This is a genomic window from Photobacterium sp. GB-36 (genome assembly GCF_003026135.1).
Classification (GTDB): domain Bacteria; phylum Pseudomonadota; class Gammaproteobacteria; order Enterobacterales; family Vibrionaceae; genus Photobacterium.
Window position 1 is genome coordinate 1 of sequence record NZ_PYNY01000032.1, and the last position, 13386, is coordinate 13386.

At 41.6% G+C, this 13386-nt stretch carries 17 protein-coding genes; 7 read left to right on the forward strand and 10 right to left on the reverse strand.

The window, feature by feature from the left end:
• On the forward strand, window positions 1-195 hold a 195-nt coding region (locus tag C9J46_RS19140; RefSeq protein WP_146144674.1), incomplete at its 5' end, for an IS3 family transposase.
• 121 nt (window positions 196-316) lie between these two features.
• A complete protein-coding gene (locus C9J46_RS19145; protein ID WP_107291386.1) occupies window positions 317-622 on the forward strand; it encodes a helix-turn-helix transcriptional regulator in 306 nt (101 codons plus the stop codon).
• A gap of 910 nt (window positions 623-1532) precedes the next feature.
• On the opposite strand, the gene C9J46_RS19150 is transcribed toward C9J46_RS19145, so the two are convergent.
• Window positions 1533-1775 (reverse strand): hypothetical protein, encoded by a 243-nt coding sequence (locus C9J46_RS19150; RefSeq protein WP_107208015.1) that lies wholly within the window; start codon window positions 1773-1775, stop codon window positions 1533-1535.
• A 394-nt stretch (window positions 1776-2169) separates the two neighbouring features.
• Here C9J46_RS19150 and zur point away from each other — a divergent pair, with 394 nt between their 5' ends.
• From zur to C9J46_RS19165, 3 genes are all read left to right on the forward strand, one after another.
• Complete coding sequence (gene zur, locus C9J46_RS19155) at window positions 2170-2625, forward strand: zinc uptake transcriptional repressor Zur (RefSeq protein WP_005372775.1); 456 nt, start codon at window positions 2170-2172, stop codon at window positions 2623-2625.
• Window positions 2626-2649: 24 nt separating this feature from the next.
• The gene (locus C9J46_RS19160; protein WP_005372777.1) at window positions 2650-3111 is read left to right on the forward strand and encodes a chemotaxis protein CheX; all 462 of its coding nucleotides are present in this window, start codon (window positions 2650-2652) and stop codon (window positions 3109-3111) included.
• A gap of 224 nt (window positions 3112-3335) precedes the next feature.
• Window positions 3336-3542, forward strand: a complete 207-nt coding sequence (locus C9J46_RS19165) for a cold-shock protein (protein WP_005372779.1) — start codon at window positions 3336-3338, stop codon at window positions 3540-3542.
• 86 nt (window positions 3543-3628) lie between these two features.
• On the opposite strand, the gene pgi is transcribed toward C9J46_RS19165, so the two are convergent.
• Entirely contained in the window at window positions 3629-5281 is a 1653-nt protein-coding gene (gene pgi / locus C9J46_RS19170; RefSeq protein ID WP_107288094.1) for a glucose-6-phosphate isomerase, read from the reverse strand.
• 255 nt (window positions 5282-5536) lie between these two features.
• Between pgi and C9J46_RS19175 the strand changes: the two genes are divergently transcribed.
• Complete coding sequence (locus C9J46_RS19175; RefSeq protein ID WP_005372784.1) at window positions 5537-5956, forward strand: secondary thiamine-phosphate synthase enzyme YjbQ; 420 nt, start codon at window positions 5537-5539, stop codon at window positions 5954-5956.
• Between the two features lie 64 nt (window positions 5957-6020).
• Here the strand turns inward: C9J46_RS19175 and C9J46_RS19180 are convergent, their stop codons facing one another.
• From C9J46_RS19180 to C9J46_RS19190, 3 genes are read right to left on the reverse strand one after another with little or no spacing between them, the layout of a single operon-like run.
• Window positions 6021-7289, reverse strand: coding sequence for a BamA/TamA family outer membrane protein (locus tag C9J46_RS19180; RefSeq protein WP_107291387.1), 1269 nt, complete (start codon window positions 7287-7289; stop codon window positions 6021-6023).
• Window positions 7290-7317: 28 nt separating this feature from the next.
• Window positions 7318-8397 (reverse strand): alanine racemase, encoded by a 1080-nt coding sequence (gene alr / locus C9J46_RS19185; protein WP_107208011.1) that lies wholly within the window; start codon window positions 8395-8397, stop codon window positions 7318-7320.
• A 27-nt stretch (window positions 8398-8424) separates the two neighbouring features.
• Window positions 8425-9822 carry a replicative DNA helicase gene (locus tag C9J46_RS19190; protein WP_005372791.1) on the reverse strand — a complete coding sequence of 466 codons (1398 nt, stop codon included), beginning with the start codon at window positions 9820-9822 and terminating at the stop codon, window positions 8425-8427.
• Between the two features lie 249 nt (window positions 9823-10071).
• On the opposite strand from C9J46_RS19190, the gene C9J46_RS19195 reads away from it, so the two are divergent.
• Window positions 10072-10830 (forward strand): YdiY family protein, encoded by a 759-nt coding sequence (locus C9J46_RS19195; RefSeq protein ID WP_107208010.1) that lies wholly within the window; start codon window positions 10072-10074, stop codon window positions 10828-10830.
• A gap of 95 nt (window positions 10831-10925) precedes the next feature.
• Here C9J46_RS19195 and rplI read toward each other — a convergent pair whose 3' ends face one another.
• From rplI to rlmB, 5 genes are all read right to left on the reverse strand, one after another.
• Window positions 10926-11378 carry a 50S ribosomal protein L9 gene (gene rplI / locus C9J46_RS19200; RefSeq protein WP_005372794.1) on the reverse strand — a complete coding sequence of 151 codons (453 nt, stop codon included), beginning with the start codon at window positions 11376-11378 and terminating at the stop codon, window positions 10926-10928.
• 38 nt (window positions 11379-11416) lie between these two features.
• Window positions 11417-11644 (reverse strand): 30S ribosomal protein S18, encoded by a 228-nt coding sequence (gene rpsR / locus C9J46_RS19205; protein ID WP_002539422.1) that lies wholly within the window; start codon window positions 11642-11644, stop codon window positions 11417-11419.
• A 15-nt stretch (window positions 11645-11659) separates the two neighbouring features.
• On the reverse strand, window positions 11660-11962 hold the full coding sequence (priB, locus tag C9J46_RS19210; RefSeq protein ID WP_005372796.1) for a primosomal replication protein N: 303 nt from the start codon (window positions 11960-11962) through the stop codon (window positions 11660-11662).
• Window positions 11963-11971: 9 nt separating this feature from the next.
• Window positions 11972-12361: a 30S ribosomal protein S6 gene (gene rpsF / locus C9J46_RS19215; protein WP_107208009.1), complete on the reverse strand. Its 390-nt coding sequence runs from the start codon at window positions 12359-12361 to the stop codon at window positions 11972-11974.
• Window positions 12362-12651: 290 nt separating this feature from the next.
• Entirely contained in the window at window positions 12652-13386 is a 735-nt protein-coding gene (rlmB, locus tag C9J46_RS19220; RefSeq protein ID WP_005372799.1) for a 23S rRNA (guanosine(2251)-2'-O)-methyltransferase RlmB, read from the reverse strand.

Genomic DNA, 13386 nt, shown 5'->3' on the forward strand with positions numbered 1-13386 from the left:
TTTAGAAGTTTAAAAACAGAATGGGTACCAAATGTAGGTTATCGTAGTTTTGCTGAAGCAAAACACGAAATCACTCGATATATTATTGGTTATTACAGCCAATTACGACCACATCAATATAATGGCGGATTAACACCGAATGAATCAGAACGATTATATTGGTTAACCTCTAAAACCGTGGCTAGTATTTGTTGACCACTACAATATCGCCCCCTCACCGTTCTTAACGAAAAATCACTTTTCTCTACTTTTCAACTTCCTGTTTAGCGATACAATTCCTTGGTCCGACGTACAAAAACATAGAAGAACTAAAATAATGAACACCTCTAACGCATTTCACTTACTGCTAAAGCAAACCCGTGAAGAACACGGTATGACGCAAGTCGATGCAGCTAAACACTTGAAGATAGCAAGGCAAACCTACTTAGATTTAGAGTATGGAAAAACACTACCACGACTAGATACACTCATTGCAATATCAGCACTTTTTAATAAAAGTGTCGCGTATTTTACTGGCGAACGTCCCTCGTTAGACAGTTTTGATACCATGGAATTATTAGATGAACTCCAACAACGGTATGTGAAAAAAACCCCAAACATTGCTGAAGCCGTACCGCATTAAAAACTATAAAAGCCTGCGCCAGCAGGCTTTGTTATTGCTTTTGATCTTGATTTACCGCAACGACCAGCCCACGTAGGCCGCTATAGAAATACAGTAAATAAAGCCTGTAACCAAACACGAATAGGCTAAAGGCGTAGACACCATTTTTAAGCACCAAGCGGGCTACATTGGGTAGGCAGGGGATCTCGTTAAACAAGCCCGAATCTCACGCACTTACAATAGACCACCCGTTATTTATGAAGTCATAAATACAGGGTTATATTTAAGTAATAATTTGAAGTCATCAATATAACAATTAACGAAATATCATAAAATCAGGATTATGACTTAGAGAATATCACTCTTGGATCATTCTTCGCTGCGTTTTTGAGTTATCTCTTTACCAAATAGCAAAAGGGCGTTGAAGTTACCTTCAACGCCCTTTTTTAAATTCTTTAAACACTTATTTGATTTGCGCTTTGTACATAGAAGCGAAAACTGGAGTGTATAAGCCAACAATTTTGTTAATGATACGTGACATTGTGAATTCCTTAATAAAGCAAGTTTTATATAATGTACAACCTTGCCTAAACACAGTATTTATAAGGCATTGGTCGCGTTTCGATGGGGGGCATTATAGGAGTTTAATCGGCTTTTAAAAGTGAGAAATAATGCTTCTTTGCATTAGTTTTACTAATGCAAATATTACATATCAACCCCACCAATAACCATTCATTAAATTCGAATAAATCCTCATTAATTGTTCTTTTTGTGGAAGGTGAATGTTACCAGCACCAAATTTTTATGGTGATTCTTAGTGTTAATGCTAACAACATCTCACTTACTGGAAATAAACAATAAAATGAAAAGTTAACCACTATTACGTAAACGTAATAATTAAAATGAGGTATCGCTTGCCGATATCTGCGGCTTATTTATCAGCTGCAGACAGTAACTTTCCAGTAAATGTGAGTTGTGATGCTGATTGTGTAAATACCACACCTGAGTGTGAACGCTCTGCGGTACCTTGTTTTTGGTAATGTGCGACATTTATGTTGCTAACGGCTGCTTTTTGAAATTGAACATTACCTGTAAACGCACCATCTTTAGCTGAAGCGTTATAAGACATAGCGATGATAGCGGCTGCGATAGTTGCTTTAATAACTGTTTTCATGAGTAATAAAACCTTGTGTCTTTATGTTTATAAACGCCTGTGCGTTTCGATGGGTGTATTATCAATAGTTACACCAAAAACAACAATACAGCAAAATAACAAAAGATTATTACCAACAAGTAACTATAGAAGAGGAAATCTAATCAGCCCTCCACCTTATGGCTTAACCCCACTATTCCTTGAAGCGTATAAACGATGATTAACACCTAAAAGGAATATTTCGAGTCACCGCAAGCATCAATGAAAAAATCAGTGCTCACTTATTCTTATTTTTCTTATTACGTGATCCTCTACACGAAACACTACAGCTTATTGCAGCTTAATTGCTAAGTTACGATATGTTTCAAATAGGCTGTGATAAAATAAAACGGTTATTGTAGTTTTTTGAGGTTTTATGGCGGATCAAGCCCAATTATTAACAAAGGCGCAGCGACTCTGTGAAGAGCGAGGCGTTCGACTTACGCCACAGCGCTTAAAAGTGTTGGCGTTGATTATTGAGCACCATAGCTCAATCAGCGCTTATGAGTTATTAGATCAACTCAAAATTTCAGAACCGCAAGCAAAGCCGCCAACGATTTACCGAGCTTTAGATTTTCTCTTAGCACAAGGTTTTGTTCACAAAGTGGAGTCCACAAATAGCTATATTGCTTGCTGTGTACTAGGACATGCCGATCACTGTTCGCAGTTATTGATTTGTGATGAATGTGGCAGTGTTGAAGAGTGCCATGATGATGAGTTAGCCAAACTGCTTCGTCAAAAATCAGAAAAACTTGGTTTTAAGATTAATCATCATGTTGTTGAAAGCCATGGTATTTGTGAAAAATGCCAAGGCAATAAACCTATTATTTAACCTACAACGAAAAGTCTTACAATTATGCGCGCAGAATTTATAAACCCTTTTCTTGCATCTCTGATTAATGTGCTTAACACCATGGCATCTATGCCAATGACACCACAAAAGCCAAGACTAAAGAAAGATGAAATTGCGCGTGGTGATGTATCTGGCTTAATCGGTATGATTGGCCCAAAAACCAAAGGGTCGATGTCAATCACGTTTGAGCAAGATCTGGCGCTTGAAATCATGCAACGCATGCTCGGTGAACGTCCAGCAGGCATTAATGAAGATGTTACTGATATGGTTGGTGAAATTACTAATATGGTAACAGGTGGTGCAAAACGTGCACTGGCTGAAAATGGCTATGATTTTGATATGGCAACACCTGCGGTTGTTTCTGGTAAAGGCCATACCATTACCCATAAATGTGATAATGCGATCATCTTAATGCCATTTGATTCTGACTATGGCAAAGCCTATATCGAAATTTGTTTCGATTGATATCGTCTTTTTTAATGAAAATATAGCGTCAATTACACGATAAATTCTTTACTTTACTTAACGCTATCTAATTCTTTATTAAGTCTTTTATTAATAAAACCATTCTTAAATAAAAGACTACTCTCCGCTCTTTTTTCGATCTAGACTAGTTTATGTCATACGCATCATGTTACTTATAACTGCGAGATGACTGTATATTATTTGTCTAAAAGGGAAAGACGTACATGAGTAAACTGACTGGAACCGTAAAATGGTTCAACGATGACAAAGGCTTTGGTTTCATTTCTGGAACGGATGGCAAAGATGTGTTTGTACACTTCAGTGCTATTCAAGCTCAAGGGCGCCGCACCTTACGTGAAGGCCAAAGTGTTGAGTTTATCGTTACGGATGGTCAGAAAGGCCCACAAGCTAGCGAAGTTATTGCACTGTAATAACCATCACTGAAAAGATAAAAAAACGCCGCTATTTAGCGGCGTTTTTATTATACAAACATATGGCTTAGTACATTAGCCTAAGATTATGCTCGCCATTGTTTAAATGCATTGATCAAACCATTAGTCGAACTATCGTGGCTTGATACTTGTTCTTTATTATTTAGCTCTGGCAGGATTTGGTTAGCTAGTTGTTTACCAAGCTCTACGCCCCACTGATCGAAGCTAAAGATATTCCAAATAACACCTTGAGTGAAAATCTTGTGCTCATAAAGCGCAATCAATGCACCAAGTGTATAAGGCGTAATTTCTTTCACTAAGATTGAGTTCGTTGGGCGGTTGCCTTCGAATACTTTAAATTCTGCAAGTTCATTCACTTCTTCTTGTGATTTACCCGCAGCAAAGAATTCTGCTTCAACTTTCTCACGGCTCTTACCAAATGCTAGTGCTTCAGTTTGCGCGAAGAAGTTCGCCATTAATTTTGGATGGTGATCGCCTAATGGGTTATGGCTAATCGCAGGAGCAATGAAATCACATGGGATCAATTTCGTGCCTTGGTGGATCAACTGGTAGAAAGCATGTTGACCATTGGTGCCAGGTTCACCCCAAATAATTGGACCTGTTTGGTAATCCACTGGGTTACCGCCACGATCAACGTACTTACCATTTGATTCCATGTTACCTTGCTGGAAGTACGCTGCAAAACGGTGCATGTACTGATCATAAGGAAGAATCGCTTCTGTTTCTGCACCGTGGAAGTTGTTGTACCAGATACCGATAAGCGCGAGGATAACCGGTAGCTTTTGCTCTAATGGTGCTTCTGCAAAGTGTTTGTCCATTGCATGACCGCCATCAAGTAGCGCTACAAAGTTATCAAACCCTACTGATAAGCAGATTGATAGACCGATTGCAGACCATAGTGAATAACGGCCGCCAACCCAGTCCCAGAACTCGAACATGTTGTCCGTATCAATACCAAATTCAGCAACGGCTTCACCGTTTGTTGAAAGCGCAGCAAAGTGTTTCGCTACATGTGCTTTATCTTCTGCTTTTGCTAAGAACCAGTCACGTGCAGATAGCGCATTAGTCATGGTTTCTTGAGTCGTGAAGGTTTTTGATGCGATCAAGAACAATGTTGTTTCAGGGTTAAGATCTTTTAGCGTTTCAGCAATGTGTGTGCCATCAACGTTAGAAACAAAGTGCATGTTTAGGCGCGTTTTATAAGCACCTAGCGCTTCAGACACCATGTAAGGGCCAAGATCTGAGCCACCGATACCGATGTTCACGATATCGGTAATTTCTTTACCTGTGTAACCTTTCCATTCACCGCTGATGATGCGATCAGAGAAAGACTTCATCTTCTCAAGTACAGCATTCACAGCAGGCATCACATCTTCGCCATCAACCATAATTGGTGTGTTGCTACGGTTACGTAGTGCTACGTGAAGGACTGCGCGATCTTCTGTACGGTTAATTTTCTCGCCACTGAACATATCTGCAATGGCAGCATCTAGCTCTGTCTCTTTTGCAAGAGCAAACAGCTTAGTTAGCGTTTCTTCAGTGATAAGGTTTTTAGAGTAATCAAGTAGGATATCTGAGCCAAATTGCGCAGAAAACTTAGAAAAGCGAGCGCTATCATTAGCAAATAAGTCGCTTAATTGGAAATCTTGAGCTTGTTCAAAGTGTGCGGTTAGATCTTGCCACGCTTGAGTTTGCGTTGGGTTGATGTTCTTCAACATAAAAATATCCTAATTTTGTTATGTTTACCTTTCGCGCCCATACACTGTTTGCGAAAGATCCCCGATTTTGCTCATTAGCCTATGATGGCAGGCTTATTTATAATTTTGATCACTTGTGATGATGCCGCGAAAAGAAAAAGGTCGTCATTGCGGTAAATCACGAAAACTTGGAATGCATCATACCTGTATTTCGCATCAATGTAATAATGCGAATAACTAATCAAACTAAAAGGTTAAACCTATAGGTAAATAGCCATGTGGTATCAAAAAACAATTAATCTTACTCCTCAAAAGCGCGGTTTTCACCTTATCACTGAGGAAATAGCGCAACATTTACATGAGATCCGACCTTTAAGCGTTGGATTAGTCCATTGTTTTCTTCAACACACCTCGGCAAGCTTAACCATTAATGAAAATGCCGATCCTACGGTACGTCATGATATGGAGAAACACTTTAATCATTTTGTACCAGAACGCGCGCCTTATTATCGACATACCTATGAAGGAGATGATGATATGCCGGCACATATTAAAAGTTCATTGTTAGGTAATAGTATCTCGATCCCTATTTCACAAGGACGTTTAGCATTAGGTATATGGCAAGGCATTTATTTAGGTGAGCACCGTGATCATGGCGGCTCTCGCCAAGTCGTGATCACTATTCAAGGCGAATAGTATATTGAAGAGACAAAAAAGCACTTATCCCTAACAATGATGGTTAAGTGCTTTATATTTAAGACTAGAACGGCTGGTTAACCATCACTCTAAAGGTGCTTTCTTCACTGCCCCACGCCATTTCGGTTCGGACAACAACACCTTCGACTTGAAAACGTACCGCGCCACCGGCGCTCCATTTCATGTCTGAATGCAACTCAGAGAAATTGTAACTATCCGCAACACGACCAACATCAGCAAATGCGACCCACTGCCACCAAGGCACGCTGTACCAATTAAAGACAGGCCATTCACTCAGAGGTTGCCAATCTGGCATCACGCGATATTCTGCGCTGTAGCTGATTGCAGATCGCCCAACATATCGCCCCGTTTGAAAACTCCGCAAGCGATATAAGCCCCCCAGTTTGACTCCTGCATACTCAGGTGGACGATGATAACCATGCTTTGAATCCGTTGTATTCCAACTTGGGGTATCGGCGGTATACACATTAAACGCCAAGACTTGCTGATCAAATAAGTTATCCAGCTTGCCTAAATTCAAATACCAACTTTGGTTGATTTCCCATTTCCACCAGCTTGTTTGATCTGAAGTATCAGGCGCATATGTCAGCTTAAATTGACTTTTACTGCCTTGAGTTGGATTCGCAGTATTGTTTTGGTTGTTCCATTCAAACCGCGTTTCTAGCCCCCACACACTGTCATTATGTGAAAAATCAGAAGGTGGATTCGGTGTGTTTTTAGCAAACTGACGAGATTGATAGAACGGGCGAAAATCTATTGACGATACGCCACTTTCCCATGGCGTATGACCCGTTAATTGACGGTTAGGATAAAGCGCAGATTGAATAGGATCATGCTTACCTTGACCAATAGGCAAAATATAACGCGCACTCAGTTGATACAGTGACTCTTGCGCATCGGCAATGATCCTATCATCGAGGTGGGAATCATTTTGGGTCGCTTTTCCTACATAGTAATTAAAATCTTTATAATCACCACTGTAAAGCTCTGCTCCAAATAGCCAGCGGCTGCCGGCGGATAACGCGTAATTGTAAGCCCCCAGATACGTCATCCATGTACCTTTATCTGTCACCAATCCAGCCACTAATAGTGAAGCTTGTGGTTGCCCTGCTTTTTTGACCACACCTGCGGCACCAATAGACAATCCCATGCTATCGGTAGAAAACATAAAGGGTACTGCGGCAATATCTGAATCCGTCTTTTCTACCGTTTCAGAACCCTCAATATCAAGCAATTCATTTTCAGCATAAATATCTACTGAAACCAACAAAGCCGCAGCATACGCCACGGCTTTTAATTTTATATCTTCCATTAAAGCTTTTCGTCCAATATTTAAATCATCACGTATATGCCATCGCAACCCGTGGTGTTAATTTAGTAACCAATTCATACGCAATCGTGCCAATGTGCTCTGCTACAATTTCAGCAGGTAATCCTTCGCCCCATAATGTGGCAGTATCGCCAACTTTATCTTGAGCATCGGGCCCTAAATCCACCGTTAGCATGTCCATTGATACACGCCCAGCCATCGGCACAATACGACCATTAACAAGCACTGGCGTGCCGTTAGGTGCGGTACGTGGGTAACCATCACCATAACCAATCGCAATCACACCAACTTTGGTATCTCGTTCACTTGTCCAAATACCGCCATAACCGACTTGTTCACCTTTTTTAACATCACGTACAGCAATCAGGCTAGAGGTTAATGTCATCACTGGCTTTAAGTCATAAGCCGAAGCAAAACGTTCAGACTCATTAAATGGTGAAACACCATACATAATGATCCCTGGGCGAATCCATTCTAGCTGGCTATCAGGCCACGCTAAAATACCCGCAGAGGCGGCTAATGAACGCTCACCTTGATAATCTTGAGTCAAATCCAAAAAGGTATCTAACTGCTTTAATGTAATATCAGAGCTTAAATCATCTGCATTACCAAAGTGGCTAATAAAACGTAGTGGCTTTGCGACATTTTCACAGGCATGTAAACGCGCCATAAAATCCGTCAGATCTTCTGGACGTACCCCTAAGCGGTGCATACCGGTATCAATTTTAACCCAGACTCGCACTGGGTTATCAAGCTCTGTTTGCTCTAATGCTTCCAATTGCTCAATCGAGTGAACCACAGTATGAATATTATTGGTCACTAATACTGGAAGATCACTCGGTGCATAAAACCCTTCTAATAATAAAATAGGTTTCACGATCCCACCTGCACGTAAAATTAATGCTTCTTCAATACGAGCAACACCATACGCGTCAACATTTGTAAGCGTTTGAGCAACTCGAAGTAAGCCATGCCCATAAGCGTTGGCTTTTACGACCGCCAAAACTTTACTATTTGGTGCATGATGACGGATTAACCCCAAATTGTGGGCTAATGCTTCAGTATCTATATGTGCGGTTGCAGCTTTCATCCAAAATCCTAAATAATATTCTTACGCTTACTCTTCATCGTAGGCGGGGCCTGCATAATTATCAAAGCGAGAGAACTGGCCTTGGAAGGTTAAACGGACGGTACCGATAGGACCATTACGTTGCTTACCTAAGATGATTTCAGCGATCCCTTTCAGGGCACTATCTTCGTGATAAACCTCATCACGATAAATAAACATAATTAAATCGGCATCCTGCTCGATCGCACCGGATTCACGCAAATCTGAGTTAACAGGGCGTTTATCGGCACGTTGCTCCAACGATCGGTTAAGCTGCGACAAGGCAACAACCGGTACGTTTAATTCTTTTGCCAGCGCTTTTAACGAGCGGGAAATTTCAGCGATCTCTAATGTACGGTTATCTTGCAAACCAGGTACACGCATTAACTGAAGGTAGTCAATCATTATAAGGCTTAAACCGCCGTTATCGCGGGCAATACGACGGGCACGTGAGCGGACTTCCGTTGGTGTTAAGCCCGAACTATCATCAATGAACATATTCTTCTTTTCCATCAGAATACCCATTGTTGATGATATACGTGCCCAGTCTTCATCATCGAGTTGACCGGTACGTATTTTAGTTTGGTCAACTCGCGAAAGTGACGCCAACATACGCATCATGATCTGTTCAGCTGGCATCTCTAACGAGAAAATAAGTACAGGTTTTTCCTGCTCCATTGCGGCGTTTTCACATAAGTTCATCGCAAAGGTAGTTTTACCCATCGATGGACGTGCCGCAACAATGATTAAATCTGAACCTTGAAGGCCAGCGGTTTTTTTATTGAGATCGGTAAAACCTGTCGATACACCGGTCACACCATCTTGCGGCGATTGGTATAGAATCTCGATACGTTCTAAGGTCTTTTCTAAAATCGTATCAACGCTTTGTGGACCTTCTTTATCGTTGGTACGTTGCTCTGCAATCGCAAAGACTTTACTTTCAGCCATATCCAGTAAGTCTTCACTGGTGCGGCCCTGTGGATCATAACCGGCATCGGCAATTTCATTTGCCACACCAATCATGTCACGAATAAGTGCACGCTCACGGACAATATCAGCGTACGCTAAAATATTTGCCGCAGATGGTGTATTTTTTGCCAGTTCAGCTAAGTAAGCAAAACCGCCGACATCATCAAGTGTGCTTGATTGCTCAAGGTTTTCAGACAGGGTGATCAAATCTAGCGGCTGACCCGCTTCTAATAGTGCCGCTGTCGCCTGAAAAATAATCCGGTGTGGACGACTGTAGAAATCATTGGCAACGACTTTTTCAGCCACCATGTCCCACTTTTCGTTATCCAGCATCAAACCACCAAGAACAGATTGCTCAGCCTCTAAAGAGTGAGGCGGCATCTTAATGGCGTCCATTTGATTATCTTTTGGTTTTTTCGGTTTACTATTATCTGCCATAGAAATTGCGTATTAGCCAAGAACAAGAATGAAGCATAGTAGTATACCCCATACATTCGATTCTGAGCAGTCATAAACTTACGACTCGCCTCAAACCTGATGGTTATTTAATTATGCGCCTTTTTAAATTAACTAACAGTCAAGCGTAACGATTCCTAACCAAAAGCTGACAAATTTGGGTTAGAATGCGAGCGCATAATACTTATTATCAATAACACTCAATTTACAACACCTGCCGTGGGAGGACCTTTGGCAAGATACCTACTGACATTATTGCTGCTTGCCAATACTGCAGCCTATGCTGCTGACGATCAAGATATCGAAGAAGATGTCTCGCCTTCTCACTTTACCAGTGAGGTGGGGCTTGGGTTTACAGCACTTGCTGGTAATTCAGATTCACAGACGCTAAACGCTAATTATGATCTGCAATATATCAAAGGTCGTTATAAAACTAACGCAGATACTAGCCTACTAATGGCGAAGAAAAATGGCGAAGAAGATAAACGTAAGATTTCAGCCAATTTGAAATCACAAATGCTGATCCGTGACGGCTATTACTTATATGGTAGCGGCAGCTATATTGATGATCGCTATGGTCCATATTATGTTGATTCACTCGCTTCTGCTGGTATCGGTTATCGTCTCTTTAGCTATGAAACGTTTCAAACCTTGGTCGATATCGGTCCTGGTTTTCGCCACCAAGATCCTAACCTAGATGAAATTGATGGTGATATAGTCAAACCAGAAGTAGTGAATGAAGCTGTTTTACAAAGCTCATTAACCATGACATGGAAACCGCTTAAAACACTTTCCTTGGAAAATAAAACCAATATTGTGGCTGGTAAAAGTAATACTACGATCCAAAATGATTTATCACTGACCAACTCCATCACCGATAACATCGCATTGAGTATTGGCTTTAACTATACCTATTACACGTGGGTACCTAACAATATGAAAAACTTCGATTCTAGTACTATTGTTAGCCTGATTTACAGTATGAAGTAAAGCTAAGGATTGACGCTAACGTTGTTTTCTCTCATATTTCAGACATAAAAAAACCAGCCCGAAGGCTGGTTTTTTTCTATTAAAGCTAAAAGCGATTACTCTGCAGCAACAACGTTTAGTTTAACAGTTGCGAATACATCTGAATTTAGCTGAACGCTAACTTCGAATTCGCCAGTAGTACGTAGTGCACCTTCAGGTAGACGTACTTCGCTCTTAACAAGTGCAACGCCAGCAGCAGTAACTGCATCAGCGATGTCACGAGTACCGATAGAACCGAATAGTTTACCTTCGTCACCAGCTTTAGAAGCAATTACTACTGCTTCTAGTGCGTTTAGTGCTTCAGCACGAGCTTGAGCAGCAGCTTGTTGCTCAGCAACTTTAGCTTCTAGCTCTGCACGACGTGCTTCGAACATTTCAACGTTAGCTTTAGTTGCCATTACTGCCTTAGCTTGTGGGATAAGGAAGTTACGAGCGTAGCCAGCTTTAACGTTAACTTGGTCGCCAAGGCTACCTAGGTTAGCGATTTTATCAAGTAGAATAACTTGCATTATCTTGTCCTCTATAAAAGTCTAAAAACTACTACCGATTACTGATGCTTGTCAGTGTACGGTAGAAGTGCTAGGTAACGAGAACGCTTGATAGCGCGAGCTAGCTGACGCTGGTATTTAGCGCGAGTACCAGTGATACGGCTAGGTACGATTTTACCAGCTTCAGTGATGTAGTTTTTTAGAGTTGCTACGTCTTTGTAGTCAATCTCTTGTACGCCTTCTGCAGTGAAACGGCAGAATTTACGACGACGGAAGAAACGAGCCATGGGCTATCTCCTGATCTAAATTATGTCAATGTGATCGGCGTGCAATACTAATTTACCAATGCCGTTACGGCCGGTTTGATAAGAGATAAACCCTCCTACCTTAACATTGCTTCCGATAACTAAATCTTGAGTGAGTACTTGTTGACCTTTGCCACTGACTACCACGTTAATATAACAATATACTTGGCGTGGTAGGCCTGCTTCCTGTTGAATCGAACGATGCTCAAGCACAAAGTGACAATGAGGTATGCCCGCAGGAGACTGGCTTCGTTTGGGTTGTTTAGCAATAGTGCCAACTAACTCCAGACGATTGGTCATTTATACAAATTACTCAGCAGCTGCTTCGCCTTCAGATTGTGCATTTTCTGCACGATCTTCACGCTTAGTGAAACGCTCTTCTTTAGCCTTCATCATTGGAGATGGCTCAGTAACAGCGTTCTTAGTACGCATGATCATGTTACGGATCACTGCGTCGTTGAAGCGGAAGTTTGACTCAAGCTCGTCAACTACAGACTGCTCAGCTTCAACGTTCATTAGAACGTAGTGTGCTTTGTGCAGTTTGTTGATTGGGTAAGCCATTTGACGACGACCCCAATCTTCTAGACGGTGAATCTGACCACCAGAATCTTTGATAGCAGCAGTGTAACGCTCGATCATGCCAGCAACTTGCTCGCTTTGATCAGGGTGCACCATGAATACGATTTCGTAATGACGCATAGGTTGCTCCTTACGGATTATTCAGCTTCCCTTGTCGGCTCGGTTATCCTGGGGAAGCAAGGAACTAAAAAAAGAACCGAGAATTTGGACGATGGATAGTACAGAGAATGATCAATTGAAGCAAGAAAATTCTGTGCTCTACGCCAAGGTTTTTCCTGCCCACTGGCAAGTTATCTTGACTGTTTGTCTATCCCAATAAAAACACCCTTATCCAGTTAAACCGAATAAGGGTGTGGGATTACTGACACCAGGTTAAATGTGCAACTTTCTTTACTGTTGTCAGTAACATATTAGCTACGTTGACGTACCGCTTCAAACAAACAGATACCTGTTGCAACTGATACGTTTAAGCTTGATACCGAACCTGCCATTGGAATTTTGATCAAATCATCACAGGTTTCACGGGTTAAACGACGCATACCTTCACCTTCTGCACCCATCACAATCGCTAATGGGCCAGTCAGCTTACTTTGGTAAATATCATGCGTTGCTTCACCAGCCGTACCGACAATCCATACACCTTTATCTTGCAGTGCACGCATGGTACGCGCCAAGTTAGTCACACGTACTAATGGCATGATTTCAGCCGCGCCACAGGCAACTTTACTTGCCGTTGCGTTGAGCTGTGCCGAGCGATCTTTCGGGACGATAACAGCAACCGCACCCGCAGCATCCGCATTACGTAGACATGCGCCTAAGTTATGCGGATCGGTCACACCATCTAAAATCAATAATAATGGATTTTCTTTACCCACCAATAAATCATCAAGATCGTTCTCGTTGTATTGCTTACCTGGACGAACACGAGCAACGATACCTTGGTGAGAAGCACCTTTAACTTTGTCATCAAGTGCTTTACGCCCTGCTTCTTGGATCGTAATGCCCAGTGATTGCAGCTCAGTGACTAACGGCAGTAAACGATCATCTTCTCGTCCTTTCAGTACAAAGACTTCAATAAAACGAACTGGATCAGATGCCAGCACGGCTTTCACGGCATGGATGCCAAAAATCATATCATTACTCAT

Coding starts and splice junctions, on each gene's coding strand:
- rplI (WP_005372794.1), bottom strand. CDS start 11,378: ATGCAAGTTATTCTACTTGATAAAATCGCTAACCTAGGTAGCCTTGGC.
- rlmB (WP_005372799.1), bottom strand. CDS start 13,386: ATGAGTAATGATATGATTTTTGGCATCCATGCCGTGAAAGCCGTGCTG.
- pgi (WP_107288094.1), bottom strand. CDS start 5,281: ATGTTGAAGAACATCAACCCAACGCAAACTCAAGCGTGGCAAGATCTA.
- priB (WP_005372796.1), bottom strand. CDS start 11,962: ATGACCAATCGTCTGGAGTTAGTTGGCACTATTGCTAAACAACCCAAA.
- alr (WP_107208011.1), bottom strand. CDS start 8,397: ATGAAAGCTGCAACCGCACATATAGATACTGAAGCATTAGCCCACAAT.
- C9J46_RS19180 (WP_107291387.1), bottom strand. CDS start 7,289: ATGGAAGATATAAAATTAAAAGCCGTGGCGTATGCTGCGGCTTTGTTG.
- rpsF (WP_107208009.1), bottom strand. CDS start 12,361: ATGCGTCATTACGAAATCGTATTCATGGTGCACCCTGATCAAAGCGAG.
- C9J46_RS19175 (WP_005372784.1), top strand. CDS start 5,537: ATGTGGTATCAAAAAACAATTAATCTTACTCCTCAAAAGCGCGGTTTT.
- C9J46_RS19145 (WP_107291386.1), top strand. CDS start 317: ATGAACACCTCTAACGCATTTCACTTACTGCTAAAGCAAACCCGTGAA.
- zur (WP_005372775.1), top strand. CDS start 2,170: ATGGCGGATCAAGCCCAATTATTAACAAAGGCGCAGCGACTCTGTGAA.
- C9J46_RS19190 (WP_005372791.1), bottom strand. CDS start 9,822: ATGGCAGATAATAGTAAACCGAAAAAACCAAAAGATAATCAAATGGAC.
- C9J46_RS19150 (WP_107208015.1), bottom strand. CDS start 1,775: ATGAAAACAGTTATTAAAGCAACTATCGCAGCCGCTATCATCGCTATG.
- rpsR (WP_002539422.1), bottom strand. CDS start 11,644: ATGGCTCGTTTCTTCCGTCGTCGTAAATTCTGCCGTTTCACTGCAGAA.
- C9J46_RS19160 (WP_005372777.1), top strand. CDS start 2,650: ATGCGCGCAGAATTTATAAACCCTTTTCTTGCATCTCTGATTAATGTG.
- C9J46_RS19165 (WP_005372779.1), top strand. CDS start 3,336: ATGAGTAAACTGACTGGAACCGTAAAATGGTTCAACGATGACAAAGGC.